Raw genomic sequence first — 16,169 nt, forward strand, 5'->3', positions numbered from 1 at the left:
CGTTTCAACAATGTGTGGACCGGATGAACCGGATCAGCGAGAAAACCAATAGATCCGTTTTCCTACGCCGTGGCCTTTTCTCCGAAGGTGACCGAATCAATACGGCGGGAAACCGAGCGGTCGTTCAAACGTTGACTGGCGAGTAATAACCGCACTACCTTCAACGCGCTTCGAACAAGCGATTTCCTGGGCCTTCCGCGGTGATCCTTTCCCGCCGGAACCCCGGTGCACGCCTTTGCTGTCCCGAACCCCCCACCGTGCAGTTTCACCCTTGATTCGGAGAATCAATGACGTCCACTGTGCGCTCCGAGGACATGATCATCGGCATCACCCCTTTCGGCGAGCCCGACGCCGGGCTCACCCTCGCGGTCGCCGGTGCCGGCGGCCTCGGCGTCCTCGATCTCGGGGACGGCGGCCGAAGATCGCGTGAGGCGCTGGCCCGATTGCGGCGCTCGGCGCCGGGCGGCTTCGGGGTCAGGGTCGGCCCGCGCTGCCCCCTGTCCGCCGCCGACCTCGGAGCCGACGGCCCCCACACGGTGGTCCTGGCCGCCGACGCGCCCCGGCCGCCCACCGGCCTCACGGCGCGGCACCGCGTCCTCGTCGAGGTCACCGATCTGCCGGGCGCGCGGGAGGCCGTCCGCGCCGGGGCGCACGGCCTCATCGCGCGGGGCAGCGAGTGCGGCGGCCGGACCGGCGCCCTGGGCACCTTCGTCCTGCTCCAACAACTGTTGTCGGCGACCGAGTTGGGCGTGCCGGTGTGGGCCTGCGGGGGCATCGGCCCGCGCACGGCCGCCGCCGCGGTGGCCGGCGGGGCTGCCGGGGTCGTCCTCGACGCACAGCTCGCGCTGCTGGCCGAGTCCGCGCTGCCCGAGGCGGCGGCCGCCGCGCTGCGCCCCCTGGACGGCTCGGAGACCGTCGTCGTGGCCGGTCACCGGGTGCTGCTGCGCCGGGGCCCCGACGCCCCGCGCCTTCCCGAGGACGCCGGACCGGAGGAGGTCGCGGCGCTGCTCGGCGCGCGGGACCCCCGCACCCAGCTGCTGCCGGTGGGGCAGGACGGCTTCCTCGCCGCCCGGTTCGCCGACCGCTGGGGGGACGTACGGCGGACGGTGCGGGCGGTGCGGGACGCGGTGCGCGATGCCGTGGGGGACGACGGGACCGTACGGGCGCTGGCGGACGGGTCGCCGATGAGCCGGGCGCTGGGCACCCGGCTGCCGGTCGCGCAGGGTCCGATGACGCGGGTCAGCGACGGGGCCGCGTTCGCGGCGGCGGTCGCCGCGGACGGGGCGCTGCCGTTCCTCGCCCTGGCGCTGGCGGACGGTGAGCGGACGCGGGAGATGCTGGCCGGCACACGCGACGCGGTGAACGGCCGGCCCTGGGGGGTCGGTGTGCTCGGCTTCGCACCCGAGGACGTACGGGCCGCGCAGTGGGAGGCCGTACGGGAGCTGCGGCCGACGCACGCCGTCATCGCGGGCGGGCGGCCCGCGCAGGCGCAGGCGCTGGAGCGGGACGGGATCCGGACGTTTCTGCACGTGCCGTCGCCGGGGCTGCTGCGGCAGTTCCTCCAGGCGGGTGCGCGCCGGTTCGTGTTCGAGGGCTCGGAGTGCGGCGGGCACGTCGGACCGCGTGCGAGCTTCCCGCTGTGGGAGGCCCAACTGGCCGTGCTCGAGGACTACCTGGACGACGGCGGTGACGCCGGGGACGTCGAGGTGTTCTTCGCGGGCGGCGTGCACGACGAGCGGTCGGCCGCGATGGTGGCCGCGCTCGCCGCGCCGCTGACCGCGCGCGGGGCGGCCGTCGGCGTCCTGATGGGGACGGCGTACCTGTTCACCGAGGAGGCTGTGGCGCACGGCGCGATCCGGCCGCTGTTCCAGCGGCAGGTGCTCGACGCCGACCGCACCACCCTGCTGGAGTCGGCGCCGGGGCACGCCACCCGCTGCGTGCCCAGCCCGTTCGCCGTCGGCTACCGCGAGGAGGAGGCCCGGCTGCGCGCCGAGGGCGTCCCCGACCGGCGGATCTGGGAGGAGCTGGAGCGGCTCAACGTCGGCCGGCTGCGCCTCGCCAGCAAGGGCACGACCCGGGAGGCGGACGGCACGCTCACGCCCGTCGACGAGCGACGGCAGCTCGCCGAGGGGATGTTCATGGCCGGCGAGGTGGCCGTGCTGCGGTCGGCGACCACGACGGTCGCCGCGCTGCACACGTCCGTGACGGCGGGAGCGGCCGCGTTCCTGTCCCGCCGGGCCGCCGAACTCGGCGTCGAGGAGGTGCCGCGCCCGGAGGCGCCCGCACCGCTCGACATCGCCGTCGTCGGCATGGCCTGCATGTTCCCGCAGGCACCCGACCTGCCCACCTTCTGGGCCAACGTGGTCGGCGGCGTGGACGCGGTCGGCGAGGTCCCGGCCGACCGCTGGGACCCGGCCGTGCACCACGGCGGGTCCACCCCGTCGAAGTGGGGCGGCTTCCTGCCGCCGATCCCCTTCGACCCGCTGCGCTACGGCATCCCGCCCGCCTCCCTCGGCCACATCGAGCCGGTGCAGCTGCTGTCCCTGGAGGCCGCCCGACGGGCCCTGGAGGACGCCGGATACGGCGACGGGGGGCGGGAGTTCGACCGCTCGCGCACCTCGGTGGTGTTCGGCGCGGAGGCCGGCAGCGACCTCTCCAACGCGGCCACCCTGCGGGCCGTCCTGCCCTCCTACTACGGGAAGGTGCCGCAGGGTCTCGACGAGCAGCTCCCGCAGCTCACCGAGGACTCGTTCCCCGGCATGCTCGCCAACGTCATCTCGGGCCGGATCGCCAACCGTCTCGACCTCGGCGGCGCCAACTACACCGTCGACGCCGCCTGCGCCTCCTCCCTGGCCGCGGTCGACGTCGCCTGCAAGGAACTCCTCGGCGGCACCAGCGACGTCGTGCTGTGCGGCGGCGCCGACCTGCACAACGGCATCAACGACTACGTCCTCTTCTCCTCCGTGCACGCCCTGTCCCCCACCGGACGCTCCCGCGCCTTCGACGGCTCGGCCGACGGCATCGCCCTCGGCGAGGGCGTGGCCTGCGTGGTCCTCAAGCGGCTCGCGGACGCCGAACGCGACGGCGACCGGATCTACGGCGTGATCAAGGGCCTCGGCTCCTCCAGCGACGGCCGCTCCCTCGGGCTGACCGCGCCCCGCCCCGAGGGCCAGCGGTCCGCGCTGGAACGCGCCTACCGCAACGCGGGGGTCTCCCCGGCCCAGGTCGGCCTCGTCGAGGCGCACGGCACCGGCACGGTGGTCGGCGACCGCACCGAACTCGCCATCCTGGGCGAGGTGTTCGGCGAGGCGGGCGCCGAGGCGGGCGGCTGTGTGATCGGCTCGGTCAAGTCGCAGATCGGACACACCAAGTGCGCCGCAGGGCTGGCCGGCCTGATCAAGACGGCGCTCGCGCTGTACACGGGCGTACGGCCGCCGACGCTGCACGTCGAGGTGCCCAACGCGGCCTGGGACGCGGACAGCAGCCCGTTCGCCTTCCACACCGAGGCCCGGCCGTGGGCCGCGCCCGCCGGTGAACGCCTCGCCGGGGTCAGCGCGTTCGGCTTCGGCGGCACCAACTTCCATGTGGTACTGGGCGCCCACCCGGACGGGGTGGCGCCGGCGCGAGGGCTGGACGCCTGGCCGGCCGAACTGTTCGTGTTCCGCGGCCGGGACGAGAAGTCGGCCCGTCGCGCCGTCGAGGACCTCCTCCGGGTCGCCGGGACCGACGGCCGCCCGTGGCGGCTGCGCGACCTCGCGCTCGGAGCGGCGCGGCGGTCGGACGCGAGCACGGACCCGGTGCGGTTCGCGGTCGTGGCGAGCGACGTGGACGACCTGACCCGAAAGCTGCGGACCGTCCTCGACGGCCCGGCCGGCGCCGCCCCCGACCGCGGGATCCACCGGGCCGGCGCCGAGCCCGCCGGGGGCGGCAAGGTCGCCTTCCTCTTCCCCGGGCAGGGCAGCCAGCGCCCCGGCATGCTCGCCGAACTCTTCGTCGCCTTCCCGGAGTTGCGCCCCTACCTGGAGCTGGGGCGGGCCCACGCGGGCGCGCTGTATCCACCGGCCGCGTTCGACGAGGCCGCCCGGGACCGGCAGCGGGCCGCGCTCACCGACACCCGGGTGGCGCAGCCGGCCCTCGGCATCGCCGGGCTCGCCGCGCACGCCCTGCTCACGGCCGCCGGCGTGGAGCCGGACATGGCCGCCGGGCACAGCTACGGCGAGCTGGTCGCCCTCTGCGCCGCCGGTGCCCTCGCCCCCGAAACGCTGCTGGAGCTGAGCACCGAGCGGGCGGCGGCGATCCTCGGGGCCGGCGGGGAGGACCCGGGGACCATGGCCGCGGTCACCGCCGGTGCCGAGGAGGTCGAGCAGGCCCTCAAGGCGGCGGGCGCACCCGACACCGTGGTCGTCGCCAACCGCAACTCCCCCCGCCAGACGGTGGTCTCCGGTCCGACGGACGCGGTCGCCGAGGCCGTACGGCTGCTGCGCGAGGCCGGTCTGCGGGCCCAGCGGATCCCCGTGGCGTGCGCCTTCCACAGCCCGCTGGTCGCCCGGGCCGGCGACCGCTTCGCCGAAGCGCTCGCGGTCCACCCGGTGCACGCGCCGGAGTTCCCGGTGTGGTCCAACCGCACCGCCGCGCCCTACGCCGCCGACGCGGGCGCGGTCCGGGCCGAACTCGCCGCGCAGATCGGCGCCCCGGTCTCCTTCACCGAGCAGATCGAGGCGATGTACGAGGCGGGCGCGCGCGTCTTCGTCGAGGCCGGTCCCGGGTCGGTGCTGACCCGGCTGGTCGGACAGATCCTCGGCGAGCGCCCGCACACCACCGTCGCGTGCGAGCCCCGCCCCGGCGGCGGCCTGCGCGACTGGCTCGACGCCCTCGCCCGGCTCGCCGTCGCGGGGGTGCCGGTGCGCACCGGACGGCTGCTGCGCGGCCGGGACGCCGTCGACGCGGTCCGCACCCCCGCTCCCGAGGTCCCGGGCTGGACGGTGGACGGGCAGCTCGTCCGCACCGCCGCCGGCGCCCTCCTCCCTGGTGCGCTCGCACCGGCCCGACGTGTCGTGGACACCCTGGAGACGACTGTGACGACCACCCCCCCGCACGGCGTCCCCTCCGACCGGGACGCGCTCGTCTCCGAGTTCCTGCGCACCAGCCGGGAGATGATCGCCGCCCAACGGGACGTGCTGCTCACCTACTTCGGCGGCAGCCCCGGTACGCCGGTCGCCGGTCCCGTCCTCGCGCAGGCGCCGCTCCCCGCGGTCGAGGCCGTGCCGCAGGCGCCCGGAACACCCGTCGCGGCACCGCCGCCGGACCCGGAGCCCGTGCCGGAGGCCACCGGGCCCGTCGACGTGCGGCAGCTGGTCCTGGAGATCATCAGCGAACGCACCGGCTACCCCGTCGACATGATCGAACCCGATCTCGATCTGGAGGCCGACCTCAGCATCGACTCCATCAAGCGGGCCGAGATCGCCGGTGAGCTGGCCAGGCGGCTGGGCGCGGGCGGCGGCGCGGACCTCACCTCGATGGACGACGCGGAGCTGGAGGAGCTGGCGAAGGCGCGTACGGCGGCGGCGGTGACCGGCTGGCTCACGGCCCGGCTGGGGGCACCTGCGGCACCGGAGGTGGCCTCGGCACCGGTCGAGTCGACGCCCGTTGAGTCGCCCGGCTCGGAGGCGGTGACCGGTGAGCCGCCCCGGCGGCACGTCCTGCGCCCGGTGCTCCTCGACGGCCCCGGCGGCGCCGACCCCGCCGCCCTGTTCCCCGGCACCCGCTGGATCCTGCTCGGTGACGCGCCCGAAGTGGCGTCCCGCGTCGAGGCGTTGGGCGCCGAGGTCGCCGTACGCGGCCGGGACCACGTGCTGGGCGACGGGGACGGGCCGGTGGACGGGGTGCTGTACCTCGGGGCGCTCGCGGACGACGGCACGCCCGTGCTGCCGGACGCGTTCCCGGTGCTGAAGGCCGCCCTGGCGCGCGGGCCGCGGTGGCTGCTGGCCGTCCGGCCGTCCGGCGGCGGCGCACGGTCTGCGGGGCTGCGCGGCTTCTTCCGCACCGTGGCCCGCGAGTACCCGGGGACGGTGGCACGGGTCGTCGACCTCGCCGATGTCTCGCCCGCCGCCGTCGCGGACGCCGTGGCCGGGGAGGCCGCCGCCCCGGACCGTACGCCGGTCGTCGTGCGGGCGGATGCCGGCCGGTACGGGTTCGAGCTGGTGGAGGCGCCGCTCGGCGCGCTCGGCGGCACGGGTGCCGGACCGGCCGGGGCCGGCGCGGCCGAGGCTGCCGCGCTGGGCCTGGACCGGGACTCGGTGGTGGTGCTGGCGGGCGGGGCGCGGGGCATCACCGCGCAGTTCGCCGCCGCGCTCGCCGGCGCCGCCCGCTGCCGCCTGGAACTGCTCGGCCGCACCCCCGCGCCGGACGGTCCGGAGGACGCGGACACCGCGGCCGCCCGCACCCCGGCGGAACTGCGCGCCGCGCTCGCCGCGCGCGGCGGGGCGAAGCCGGCCGAGATCAACCGGGCCGCCGGACTCCTGCTGGCCCAGCGGGAGATCAGGGCGACGCTGGAGGAACTCGCGGCGCTCGGCAGCCGGGCCCACTACCGCTCGGTCGACTTCCGCGAGCCGGACGCCGTACGTCAGGCCGTGAAGGAGATCCACGCCGAGCACGGCCGCCTCGACGGCGTGGTCCACGCGGCCGGGGTGATCGAGGACCGGCTCATCGCGGAGAAGACCGCCGAGTCCTTCCAGCGGGTCTACGGCACGAAGGCCACCGGCGCCCAGGCGCTGCTCACGGCGCTGGAGGAACTGCCCGCCGCGCCCGCGTTCACGGTGCTGTTCGGCAGCATCTCAGCCGTCCTCGGCAACCGGGGCCAGGTCGACTACGCGGCGGCCAACGACGCCCTGGAGTCCCTCGGCGCCGCCTTCGCCGCCCGCACCGGCCGTCGCGCGCTGACCGTGCACTGGGGTCCGTGGGCGCCCGCGGCCGGGCACACCGGCATGGTGGGGGCGGAGCTGGCGCGCGAGTACGCCCGGCGCGGCATCCGGCTGATCGACCCCGAGGAGGGCACCGCGGCGCTGCTGCGGGAGCTGGCCTGGGGCGAGGAGTCCGCGACGGCCGTCGTCCACACCGCCTCGGGCTGGTGACCGGGGCCGTGACACCTCGTCAAGTGCCGGTGGCGATCGTCGGCATGGCGGTGCTGCTGCCGGGTGCGCCCGACCTGGACACGTACTGGCGGAACCTGCGGGACGGCGTGGACGCCGTCGGGGAGGTGCCGGACGGACGCTGGGACGCGGACTACTACCACCCCGGCACCGCCTCCGAACCGGCGGTCGCGGACCGGGTGTACGCCCGGCGGGGCGGGTTCGTGGACGGGCTCGCGCAGGTCGAGGTCACCCGGTTCGGGATCATGCCGAACTCGGTCGCCGGAACCGAGCCCGATCAGCTCATCGCGCTGCACGTGGCCGCCGCCGCCCTCGACGACGCGGGCGGCACGGACCGGCTCCCGGACCGGGCGCGGGTCGGCGTCGTCCTGGGCCGGGGCGGCTACCTCACCCCGGGTCTGGTCCGGCTCGACCAGCGGGTCCGGACCGCCGGTCAACTCGTCCGCACCCTGGGCGAGTTGTTGCCGGACCTGACACCCGGCCAACTCGACCGGGTGCGGGAGGCGTTCACGGACCGGCTGGGCTCCGACAGCCCCGAGTCGGCGATCGGCCTGGTGCCCAACCTGGCCGCCTCGCGGGTCGCCAACCGGCTCGATCTGCGCGGCCCCGCCTACACGGTGGACGCGGCCTGCGCCTCCTCGCTGGTCGCCGTCGACCAGGCGGTGGGCGAACTCGCCACCGGGCGCTGCGACCTGATGCTCGCGGGAGGCGTCCACCACTGCCACGACATCACGCTGTGGAGCGTGTTCTCCCAACTGCGCGCCCTCTCCCCCAGCCAGCGCATCCGGCCCTTCCACCGGGACGCCGACGGCATCCTGATCGGCGAGGGCACGGGCGTGGTCGTCCTCAAGCGGCTCGCCGACGCCGAGCGCGACGGCGACCGGGTCTACGCCGTCGTCCGGGGCACCGGTGTGGCGAGCGACGGCCGGGCGGGCGGGCTCGTCAACCCCGATCCGGGCGGCCAGGCACAGGCCGTACGGCAGGCGTGGCGGGCGGCCGGGATCGATCCGGCGGCGCCCGGTTCGATCGGCCTGCTGGAGGCGCACGGCACCGCCACCCCGGCCGGTGACGGGGCCGAACTGGCGACGCTGGCCGAGGTGTTCGGGCCCGGTGACGGCGAGGCCGTGCTGGGCTCGGTCAAGTCGATGATCGGGCACACCATGCCGGCCGCCGGGGTCGCCGGACTGGTCAAGGCCGCCCTCGCGGTCCACCACGCGACGCTGCTGCCCACCCTGCACTGCGACGACCCGCACCCGGCGCTGGCCCGCACCCGCTTCCGCACCCTGGAGAAGGCCGCCCCCTGGGAGACCACCCCGGATCAGCCGGTACGGCGGGCCGCGGTCAACGCGTTCGGGTTCGGCGGGATCAACGCGCACGTGGTGCTGGAGGAACCGCCGGGTGCCCGCGGAGCCGCTCCCGTCCCGCAGGTCACCGAGCCGGAGCCGGTGCTCCTGCTGGCCGCCGCCTCGACCGAGGGCCTCGCCGCCCTGCTCGACGCCGACGACAGCGCCGTACGCGCCGCCGGACTCGATCCGGCCCGCCCGCATCCGGAGGCCGGGCCGGTCCGGCTGGGCATCGTCGACCCGACCGGGAGACGCCTCGCCCTCGCCCGGCGCGCGGTCGCCAAGGGGCGGGCCTGGCACGGCCGCAGCGACGTCTGGTTCCGGCCGGACCCGCTCCTTGGGGCGGGCGGCGGAAAGCTGGCGTTCCTCTTCCCCGGCCTGGAGGGCGACTTCGCCCCCCGCGTGGACGATGTCGCCGCCCACTTCGGGCTGCCCGCGCTCGCGGTCGCCGGGGACGGGGTCGGCGACCTCGGCCGGCACGGTCTGGGAGTCGTCGCCGTCGGCCGTCTCCTCGACACCGCGCTGCGCCGTACCGGGATCGTGCCGGACACGGTCGCCGGACACAGCATCGGCGAGTGGACGGCGATGGCCGCGGGCGGGCTGTACTCCGGGGACGAGGTCGACGCCTTCATGGCGGACTTCGACCCGGACGCCCTCACCGTGCCGGGCCTCGCCTTCGGGGCGATCGGCACGTCCGCCGGGCGGGTGCTGGCCGCGCTCGGTGCGGAGGAGTGGGCCGGGGCGGGCCTGGTGCTGTCCCACGACAACGCGCCCGGCCAGTCGATGGTGTGCGGGCCGGACGCGGCGGTCGAGGAGTTCGTGCGGGTGTTCCGCGCCCAGGGCGTGCCGAGCCAGGTGCTGCCGTTCCGGTCCGGCTTCCACACACCGATGCTGGAACCCCACCTCGACCCGATCAAGGAGGCCGCCGCACGATTGCGGCTGCACCCCCCGCACACCCCCGTGTGGTCGGGGACGACCGCCGCGCCCTTCCCCCAGGACGAGGCGCGGGTACGGGAGTTGTTCGTCCGGCACCTGCTGGAACCCGTCCGCTTCCGGCAACTCGCCGAGGCCCTGCACACCGCGGGCCACCGGGTGTTCGTCCAGGTCGGACCGGGCCGGCTCGGCTCCCTCGTCGGCGACACCCTCGGCGCCCACGACCATCTGGTCGTCGCCGCCAACTCCCCGCACCGCACGGGCCTCGCCCAGCTCCGCCGGGTGGCGACCGCGCTGTGGGCGGCGGGCGCCGAAGTGGCCCCGGCGCTGACACCGGCGGCCCGCGCCGGGACCGTACGGACGCGACGAGAGCCGGTGCGCCTGGAGCTGGGCGGCGGGCTGGTATCGCTGGCGCCCGCTCAACTCGCGGTTCTGCGGGACGATTTGAGGCCGAGGGCCACGAGCCCTACGACCCCCGCCCTGGACGCGCTCGTCCCCGGCTCGCCGATCGCCGCCGAGCTGTCCGCGCTTCTCCAGGACACGGCGGACACGGCGGCCGCCCTCCTGACGGCACCGGCCCGCACCCCCGCCTCCCCGTCACCGCCGGCCCCGTACCGCGCGACCGTCCGGGTCTCCCCCGACACGATGCCGTACCTCCTGGACCACTGTTTCTTCCCGCAGCGGCCCGGCTGGCCGGACGTCTCCGACCGGTGGCCGGTGGTCCCGGCGACGACGATCGTGCAGCACATCATGGACACGGCACGGGAGGCGGCGCCCGGCCGGGTGCCGGTCGCCGTGCACGGGGCGCGGTTCGAGGAGTGGCTCACCGCCACCCCCGCCGTCGACGTCCCCGTCACGGCGGTCCCCGAGGGCCAGGACCGGCTGGCGGTCTCCTTCGGCCCGCGGGCCCGCGCCACCGTCGAACTCGCCGCCGCGCACCCTGCCCCGCCGGCCCCCTGGCCGGCCGACACCGCCTCCGAACGTGTCCCCGAGCACACGGCCGCCCAGCTCTACGACGAGCGCTGGATGTTCCACGGCCCGGCCTTCCAGGGCGTCACGGACCTCACCGCGATCGGCGACCGGCATGTCCGGGGCGTGATCACGACCCCTCCTGCGCCCGGCGCCCTGCTGGACAACGTCGGCCAGATCCTCGGCTACTGGATCATGGCGACCCGCACGTCCCGGACCGTCGTGTTCCCGGTCGGCATGCGCGAGATGCGCTTCCACGGGCCGCATCCGGCGCCCGGCACCGAGGTGGCGTGCCTGGTGCGGATCACCTCGCTCACCGACGCCCTGCTGGAGGCCGACGTCCAGCTGACGGTCGACGGCACGGTGTGGGCGGAGCTGTACGGCTGGCAGGACCGCCGCTTCGACAACGACCCGACGACCCGCCCCGTCGAGCGCTTCCCGGAGCGCAACACGCTCTCCGAGGCCCGGCCGGGCGGCTGGTCGCTGCTCCACGAACGCTGGCCCGACCTGGCGTCCCGCGAGCTGATCATGCGCAACTCGCTGGCCGGGCCGGAACGCGTCCGGTACGCGGAGCACGCCCCGCGCGGCCGCCGGCAGTGGCTGCTGGGCCGGATCGCCGTCAAGGACGCCGTACGGCAGTGGCTGTGGGACCAGGGTGAGGGGCCGGTCTTCCCCGCCGAGCTGCGGGTGCACAACGACGAGGCGGGCCGGCCGTACGTCACCGGGGTGCACGGCCGGGTCCTGCCGGCGCTGGACGTGTCGCTGGCGCACTGCGCGGAGGCGGGCGTCGCGATCGTGCGGCCCCACACCCCCGGGCCGGGGCCGGGGATCGACATCGAGGAGGTCACCGACCGCACCCCGCAGACCCTGGCCGCCGCCCTCGGCCCGGACGAGCTGCGGCTGCTGCGCACGCTGGTGCCCGACGGGTCCGAGGCCCTGTGGTTCACCCGTTTCTGGGCGGCGAAGGAGGCCGTCGCCAAGGCGGAGGGCACCGGGTTCGGCGGGCGGCCACGGGACTTCGCCGTCCTCGGCGCCACCCCGGCCGGCGACCGGCTGACCGTCGCGGGCCGTCTGGAACGCGCGTACACCGTGCACTGCGCCCCGGCCGCCAACCCGCCCCACCTGCCGGACCGCACCTATGCCGTGGCCTGGACGACGGGTCCCGTCGAAGCGAAGGAGTACGACCGATGACCCCCCACACTTCCGTCACCGCCGACGAGCGGACCGTCCTCGCCGACCTCACGGAGCTGCTCGCCCGGCTCATGGAGGACGAGTACGGCCTCGACGACATCGCGATCGGCCCGCACACCACCTTCAACCGCGACCTGGAACTGGAGAGCATCGACCTCGTCACCCTGGCCGGGCTGCTCCAGGAGCGGTACGGCGACCGGGTCAACTTCGCCGAGTTCCTGGCCGGCATGGAGTTCGACGAGATCATCGAGCTGACCGTCGGACGCCTCGTCGAGTACGTAGTGGCGAGCCTGAAGGCCGCGGAGGCGAGCTGACCATGGCCATGGTCGACACCGGCGCCGTCCGGTTGCACGTGCAGCGGATCGGCCCCCGCGACGGCCGGCCGGCCACCGCCACCGTGGTGCTGGTGCACGGCCTGCTGACCGACAGCCTGGCCAGCTACTACTTCACCGTGGCCCCCGCGTTCGCCGCCGCGGGCCTGGACGTCGTCATGTACGACCTGCGCGGCCACGGCCGCAGCGGACGCCCCGCCGACGGCTACACCCTGGACGACAACGTCGACGACCTCGAGGCGCTCCTCGACCGCCTCGCGGTGACCGGCCCGGTGCATCTGGTGGGCAACTCCTACGGCGGGACGGTCGCGTTCGGCTACGCGGCACGGCATCCGGAGCGTGCCGCCAGCGTCACCCTGATCGAGTCCGAACCGGCCACGCCCGCCTGGGCGGTGAAGCTGGGGGGCATCCTGGACCGGGTGGTGACGCAGCTCGCGCACAACGAGACCGACGCCATCGCCTGGATCACCGCGCACCGCGGCCACAACACCGCGCGCCTCGCCAGGGGCGCGGCCCGCCTCGCCCGCGACACCACACTGGGACGGGACATCCCGGCCAGCCGGGTGCTGACGGAGGAGCAGATCACGGCGGTGCGCTGCCCGGTGCTCGGCGTGTACGGCGGCGACTCCGACCTCGCCGGACTGGCGCCCTGGCTGGAGGCGTTGCTGCCGGACTGCCGGACCGTGGTGATTCCGGGGCACGAGCACTCGGTGCTGGTGGAGGCGGCCCCGGCGGTGGGCGGCCATGTGCTGGCGCTGGTGCGGGAGGCCGAGACGGCGAGGGCCGAGGTCCGGTGAGCCGATTCCTGTTCGTGGTACCACCGTTGACCGGGCACATCAACCCGGTCGTGGGCGTGGCGGCCGAACTCGCCGGACGGGGGCACCGGGTGGCGTGGGTGTGCGCCGACCCCGCGCTGGTCCGGCGGCTCGCGGGTGCGGGCGCCGAGGTGTTCGCCTGCGCCGGGGCACCCGAAGGGAGCCGGCCGCCCGAGCTGCGCGGGCCCGAGGCGCTGAGGTTCCTGTGGGAGTGGTACCTGCTGCCGCTCGCCGAGGCGATGGCGCCGGGCGTGCGCGCGGCCGTCGGGGAGTTCCGGCCGGACGTGGTGCTCGCCGACCAGCAGGCCTTCGCGGGCGCGCTGGTCGCGGAACGGCTCGGGGTGCCGTGGGCGACCTCGGCGACCACCTCGGCCGAGTTCACCGATCCGCTGGCAGGGCTGCCGAAGGTCAGGGAGTGGCTGGAGGAGCGGCTGGCGCTCCTGCGCGCCTCGGTCGGTGACCCGGCGGGCCGGGCCGACCCGCGGTTCTCGCCGCATCTCGTCCTCGCCTTCAGCGCACCGGAGTTGGCGGGACCCGCCGACGGGGTCCGCTGGGTGGGCCCCTCCGTGGCAGCCCGCCCCGCCGGGGCCGGCTTCCCCTGGGAGTGGCTCGACGCCGGACGGGCGACCGTGCTGGTGACGCTCGGCACCGCGAACACCGACGTCGGCGACCGCTTCCTGGAGGTGTGCGTGGAGGCGCTGCGCGCACGGGCGGACCGGGTGCAGGGGGTGGTCGTCGACCCCGGCGGCACCCTGCGGGCACCGGGCGACGACAAGGACGTACTGGTCGTGCCGTCCGTTCCCCAACTCGCCCTGCTGCAGCGGGGGGTGGCTGCGGTGGTCTGCCACGCCGGGCACAACACGGTGTGCGAGGCACTGTGGCACGGGATCCCGCTGGTGGTGGCCCCCATCCGCGACGACCAGCCGGTGGTGGCCGGACAGGTCACGGACGCCGGGGCCGGGGTGCGGGTGCGGTTCGGCCGGGCCGGCGCGCCGCGGCTGGGCGCGGCCCTCGACGCCGTACTCGACGAACCCGGCCACCGGGCGGCGGCCGAACGGATCGGCGCCGCCTTCCGGGCGGCCGGCGGGACCCCTGCGGCCGCGGACCATCTCGAGGAACTCGCCAGGGAGTTGTCATGAGTGACGAGACCGAGCGCGACAAGATCAAGCCCGGCGCCCGGATCGCGGCGCTGCGCCCCGGATACCAGGCCGATCTCGCCGCGGGCCTGGACCGCTTCTTCGAGCCCCGGCGCACCGACTGCCCCTGGTGCGGATCCGACCGGCTGACCACCCGGCTGCGCACGACGGACCTGCTCCAGCACAAGCCGGGCCGGTTCGTCCTGGACCGCTGCGAGGGCTGCGGGCACACCTTCCAGAACCCCCGGCTCAGCGCGGCGGGGCTGGAGTTCTACTACCGGGACTTCTACGACGGGCTCGGCGAGAAGAAGCTCGGCGACGCCTTCGGCGGGCGCACGAAGATGTACCGGGGCCGGGCCGGGTCGATGCTGCCGCACGATGCCGGGCCCAAGACCTGGCTGGACGTCGGCACCGGACACGGGCACTTCTGCGCGGTCGCCAAGGAAGTGCTGCCGGGGACGACGTTCGACGGACTGGACTTCACCGACGGCGTCGAACTCGCCGCGCGGGAGGGCCGCGTGGAGCACGGCTACCGGGGCGCGTTCCCCGACCTCGCGCCCGAACTGGCCGCCCGCTACGACGTGGTGAGCATGTTCCACTACCTGGAGCACAGCACCGATCCCGACCGTGAGCTGCGCGCCGCCCGGGAGACCGTCCGGCCCGGCGGGCATCTCCTCATCGAGGTCCCGGACCCGGAGAGCCGGTACGCCCGTCTCCTGGGCCGCTGGTGGCTGCCGTGGCTCCAGCCGCAGCACCTGCACTTCGTGCCGGTGGCCAACCTGCGGGAACGGCTCACGGACCTCGGGTTCACGGTGGTCGCGGAGCAGCACGCCGAGCCGCACGACCCGGTGGATCTGCTGGCCGCCGTATGGCTGGCGCTGGACCGCGCGGCGCCGCGCGAGGACGCGCCCTGGCTGCCGGAGCCCCCGAACGCGGCGCTCCGCACGCTGCGGGCCGCGCTGTTCCTCACCGGCGTTCCGGTGCTGATCGCGGGCACGCTGCTCGACCGGTTCGCGGTCCGGCCGCTGTCGCACCGGCTGGGCGTGTCCAACGCCTACCGGATCGTGGCGCGGCGCGACTGAGCGCGGGGGGGGGCGGGGCCAGGGGGGTGTGCGGGCGTCGGCGCCGTGCTACTTTCAGCCCGACCGATCGCCAGGATTCCTGTCAATGACAGCGATCACGGCCTGCCGGCCGACGCTACGCCCCGACGAACGGAAAGCCCATGTCCCTCCTGGCCAGACCCGCGGTGGCGACCCGTGCCGCCAAGACCCTGCAGGGCCTCACCCGGCTGGCGAGCCGCCGCTCCGACGGACCCGGTTCCACCGCCGCCCGGCAGGCCCGGTTCCCCGCCTACCCGCGTGACGCCCGCGAGGCGACCGTGCCGACCTCCGTCGCCCCGGCCCCGGTCACGATCTACACGCCCCCGGCCGGCACGGCCGCACGGCCTCCGGTCCACGTCAACTTCCACGGCGGCGGCTACGTCATGTCGATGCCGGAGATCGACGACGCGCTCTGCCGGATCCTCGCCGTCGAGGCGGGAGTGGTCGTGGTCAACGTGAAGTACGTCGTCGCCCCACAGCACCCGTTCCCGGCCCCGCCCACACAGGCGTACGACGTGGTCCGCTGGGTCGCCGAGCACGGTGCGGAACAGGGCTGGGACGGCGGCCGGCTCAGCGTCGGCGGGCAGAGCGCGGGCGGCGGGCTCGCCGCCGCCGTGGCCCGCCAGTCCCTGGAACAGGACGGTCCCCCGCTCGCGCTCCAGGTGCTGCACTATCCCCCGCTGGACCTCGCGACCAGCGCCCGCGACAAGAAGGCCGCCGTCGCCAGGCCGATGCTGCGGCCCTGGATGGCGGAGGTCTTCGACACCTCGTACGTGCCGGACCCGCGTCACCGCGCCGACCGGCTGGTCTCGCCCGCCGGCGTCTCGGACACCGCCGACCTGCGGGGCATCGCCCCGGCGCTGGTCATCACGGCGGAGTACGACCTGCTGCGCGACGAGGCGGAACGCTACGCCGGGCGGCTGGCCGCGGCCGGCGCCCTGGTCGAGCACCACGAGGTCGCCGGGGCCGACCACGGCTACGACACCAAGGACGACGTGAGGGCCCGCTCCACCTACCTTCTGATCGCCCGTCACCTGCGGCGGGCCGCCGCGCCCGACGTCTCCTGACGGTGGACGGTGAGGTGCGCGGTCTCCTGGACCCAGTAGCCGATCGCGTCGTCGACGCAGCGGGCCATTATGCCCATGTGATCGATGATGCCTGCCTTTTCTTTCCGGCGCATGACGGTCACGGGTCCTAGAGCC

The 16,169-nt window shown here is 75.5% G+C and carries 8 protein-coding genes; 7 read left to right on the plus strand and 1 reads right to left on the minus strand.

Features of this window, described 5'->3' with window-relative positions:
• Positions 1-287: 287 nt before the first annotated feature.
• From ACFWJX_RS19750 to ACFWJX_RS19780, 7 genes are all read left to right on the plus strand, one after another.
• Complete coding sequence (locus ACFWJX_RS19750) at positions 288-7,130, plus strand: SDR family oxidoreductase (protein WP_383244542.1); 6,843 nt, start codon at positions 288-290, stop codon at positions 7,128-7,130.
• Positions 7,131-7,174: 44 nt separating this feature from the next.
• On the plus strand, positions 7,175-11,584 hold the full coding sequence (locus tag ACFWJX_RS19755) for a beta-ketoacyl synthase N-terminal-like domain-containing protein (RefSeq protein ID WP_383245026.1): 4,410 nt from the start codon (positions 7,175-7,177) through the stop codon (positions 11,582-11,584).
• Positions 11,581-11,898, plus strand: a complete 318-nt coding sequence (locus tag ACFWJX_RS19760) for an acyl carrier protein (RefSeq protein WP_383244545.1) — start codon at positions 11,581-11,583, stop codon at positions 11,896-11,898. Before ACFWJX_RS19755 ends, ACFWJX_RS19760 begins: the two co-directional genes overlap by 4 nt.
• A 2-nt stretch (positions 11,899-11,900) precedes the next feature.
• Entirely contained in the window at positions 11,901-12,713 is an 813-nt protein-coding gene (locus ACFWJX_RS19765; RefSeq protein WP_383244548.1) for an alpha/beta fold hydrolase, read from the plus strand.
• Positions 12,710-13,870: a glycosyltransferase gene (locus ACFWJX_RS19770; RefSeq protein WP_383244551.1), complete on the plus strand. Its 1,161-nt coding sequence runs from the start codon at positions 12,710-12,712 to the stop codon at positions 13,868-13,870. The genes ACFWJX_RS19765 and ACFWJX_RS19770 overlap by 4 nt, the downstream gene beginning before the upstream one ends.
• Complete coding sequence (locus ACFWJX_RS19775; RefSeq protein WP_383244554.1) at positions 13,867-14,949, plus strand: class I SAM-dependent methyltransferase; 1,083 nt, start codon at positions 13,867-13,869, stop codon at positions 14,947-14,949. The genes ACFWJX_RS19770 and ACFWJX_RS19775 overlap by 4 nt, the downstream gene beginning before the upstream one ends.
• A gap of 140 nt (positions 14,950-15,089) precedes the next feature.
• Positions 15,090-16,034: an alpha/beta hydrolase fold domain-containing protein gene (locus tag ACFWJX_RS19780; RefSeq protein ID WP_383244556.1), complete on the plus strand. Its 945-nt coding sequence runs from the start codon at positions 15,090-15,092 to the stop codon at positions 16,032-16,034.
• Here the strand turns inward: ACFWJX_RS19780 and ACFWJX_RS19785 are convergent.
• A complete protein-coding gene (locus tag ACFWJX_RS19785) occupies positions 15,998-16,147 on the minus strand; it encodes a hypothetical protein (RefSeq protein WP_383244559.1) in 150 nt (49 codons plus the stop codon). The genes ACFWJX_RS19780 and ACFWJX_RS19785 overlap by 37 nt on opposite strands.
• Positions 16,148-16,169 lie beyond the last annotated feature (22 nt).

It is taken from the genome of Streptomyces sp. NPDC058335 (assembly GCF_042723915.1).
Taxonomy (GTDB): domain Bacteria; phylum Actinomycetota; class Actinomycetes; order Streptomycetales; family Streptomycetaceae; genus Streptomyces.

What these genes read in the sequence shown, in the direction of transcription:
- ACFWJX_RS19750 (WP_383244542.1), top strand. Translation starts at nt 288, where the DNA reads ATGACGTCCACTGTGCGCTCCGAGGACATGATCATCGGCATCACCCCT.
- ACFWJX_RS19755 (WP_383245026.1), top strand. Translation starts at nt 7,175, where the DNA reads ATGGCGGTGCTGCTGCCGGGTGCGCCCGACCTGGACACGTACTGGCGG.
- ACFWJX_RS19760 (WP_383244545.1), top strand. Translation starts at nt 11,581, where the DNA reads ATGACCCCCCACACTTCCGTCACCGCCGACGAGCGGACCGTCCTCGCC.
- ACFWJX_RS19765 (WP_383244548.1), top strand. Translation starts at nt 11,901, where the DNA reads ATGGCCATGGTCGACACCGGCGCCGTCCGGTTGCACGTGCAGCGGATC.
- ACFWJX_RS19775 (WP_383244554.1), top strand. Translation starts at nt 13,867, where the DNA reads ATGAGTGACGAGACCGAGCGCGACAAGATCAAGCCCGGCGCCCGGATC.
- ACFWJX_RS19780 (WP_383244556.1), top strand. Translation starts at nt 15,090, where the DNA reads ATGTCCCTCCTGGCCAGACCCGCGGTGGCGACCCGTGCCGCCAAGACC.
- ACFWJX_RS19785 (WP_383244559.1), bottom strand. Translation starts at nt 16,147, where the DNA reads ATGCGCCGGAAAGAAAAGGCAGGCATCATCGATCACATGGGCATAATG.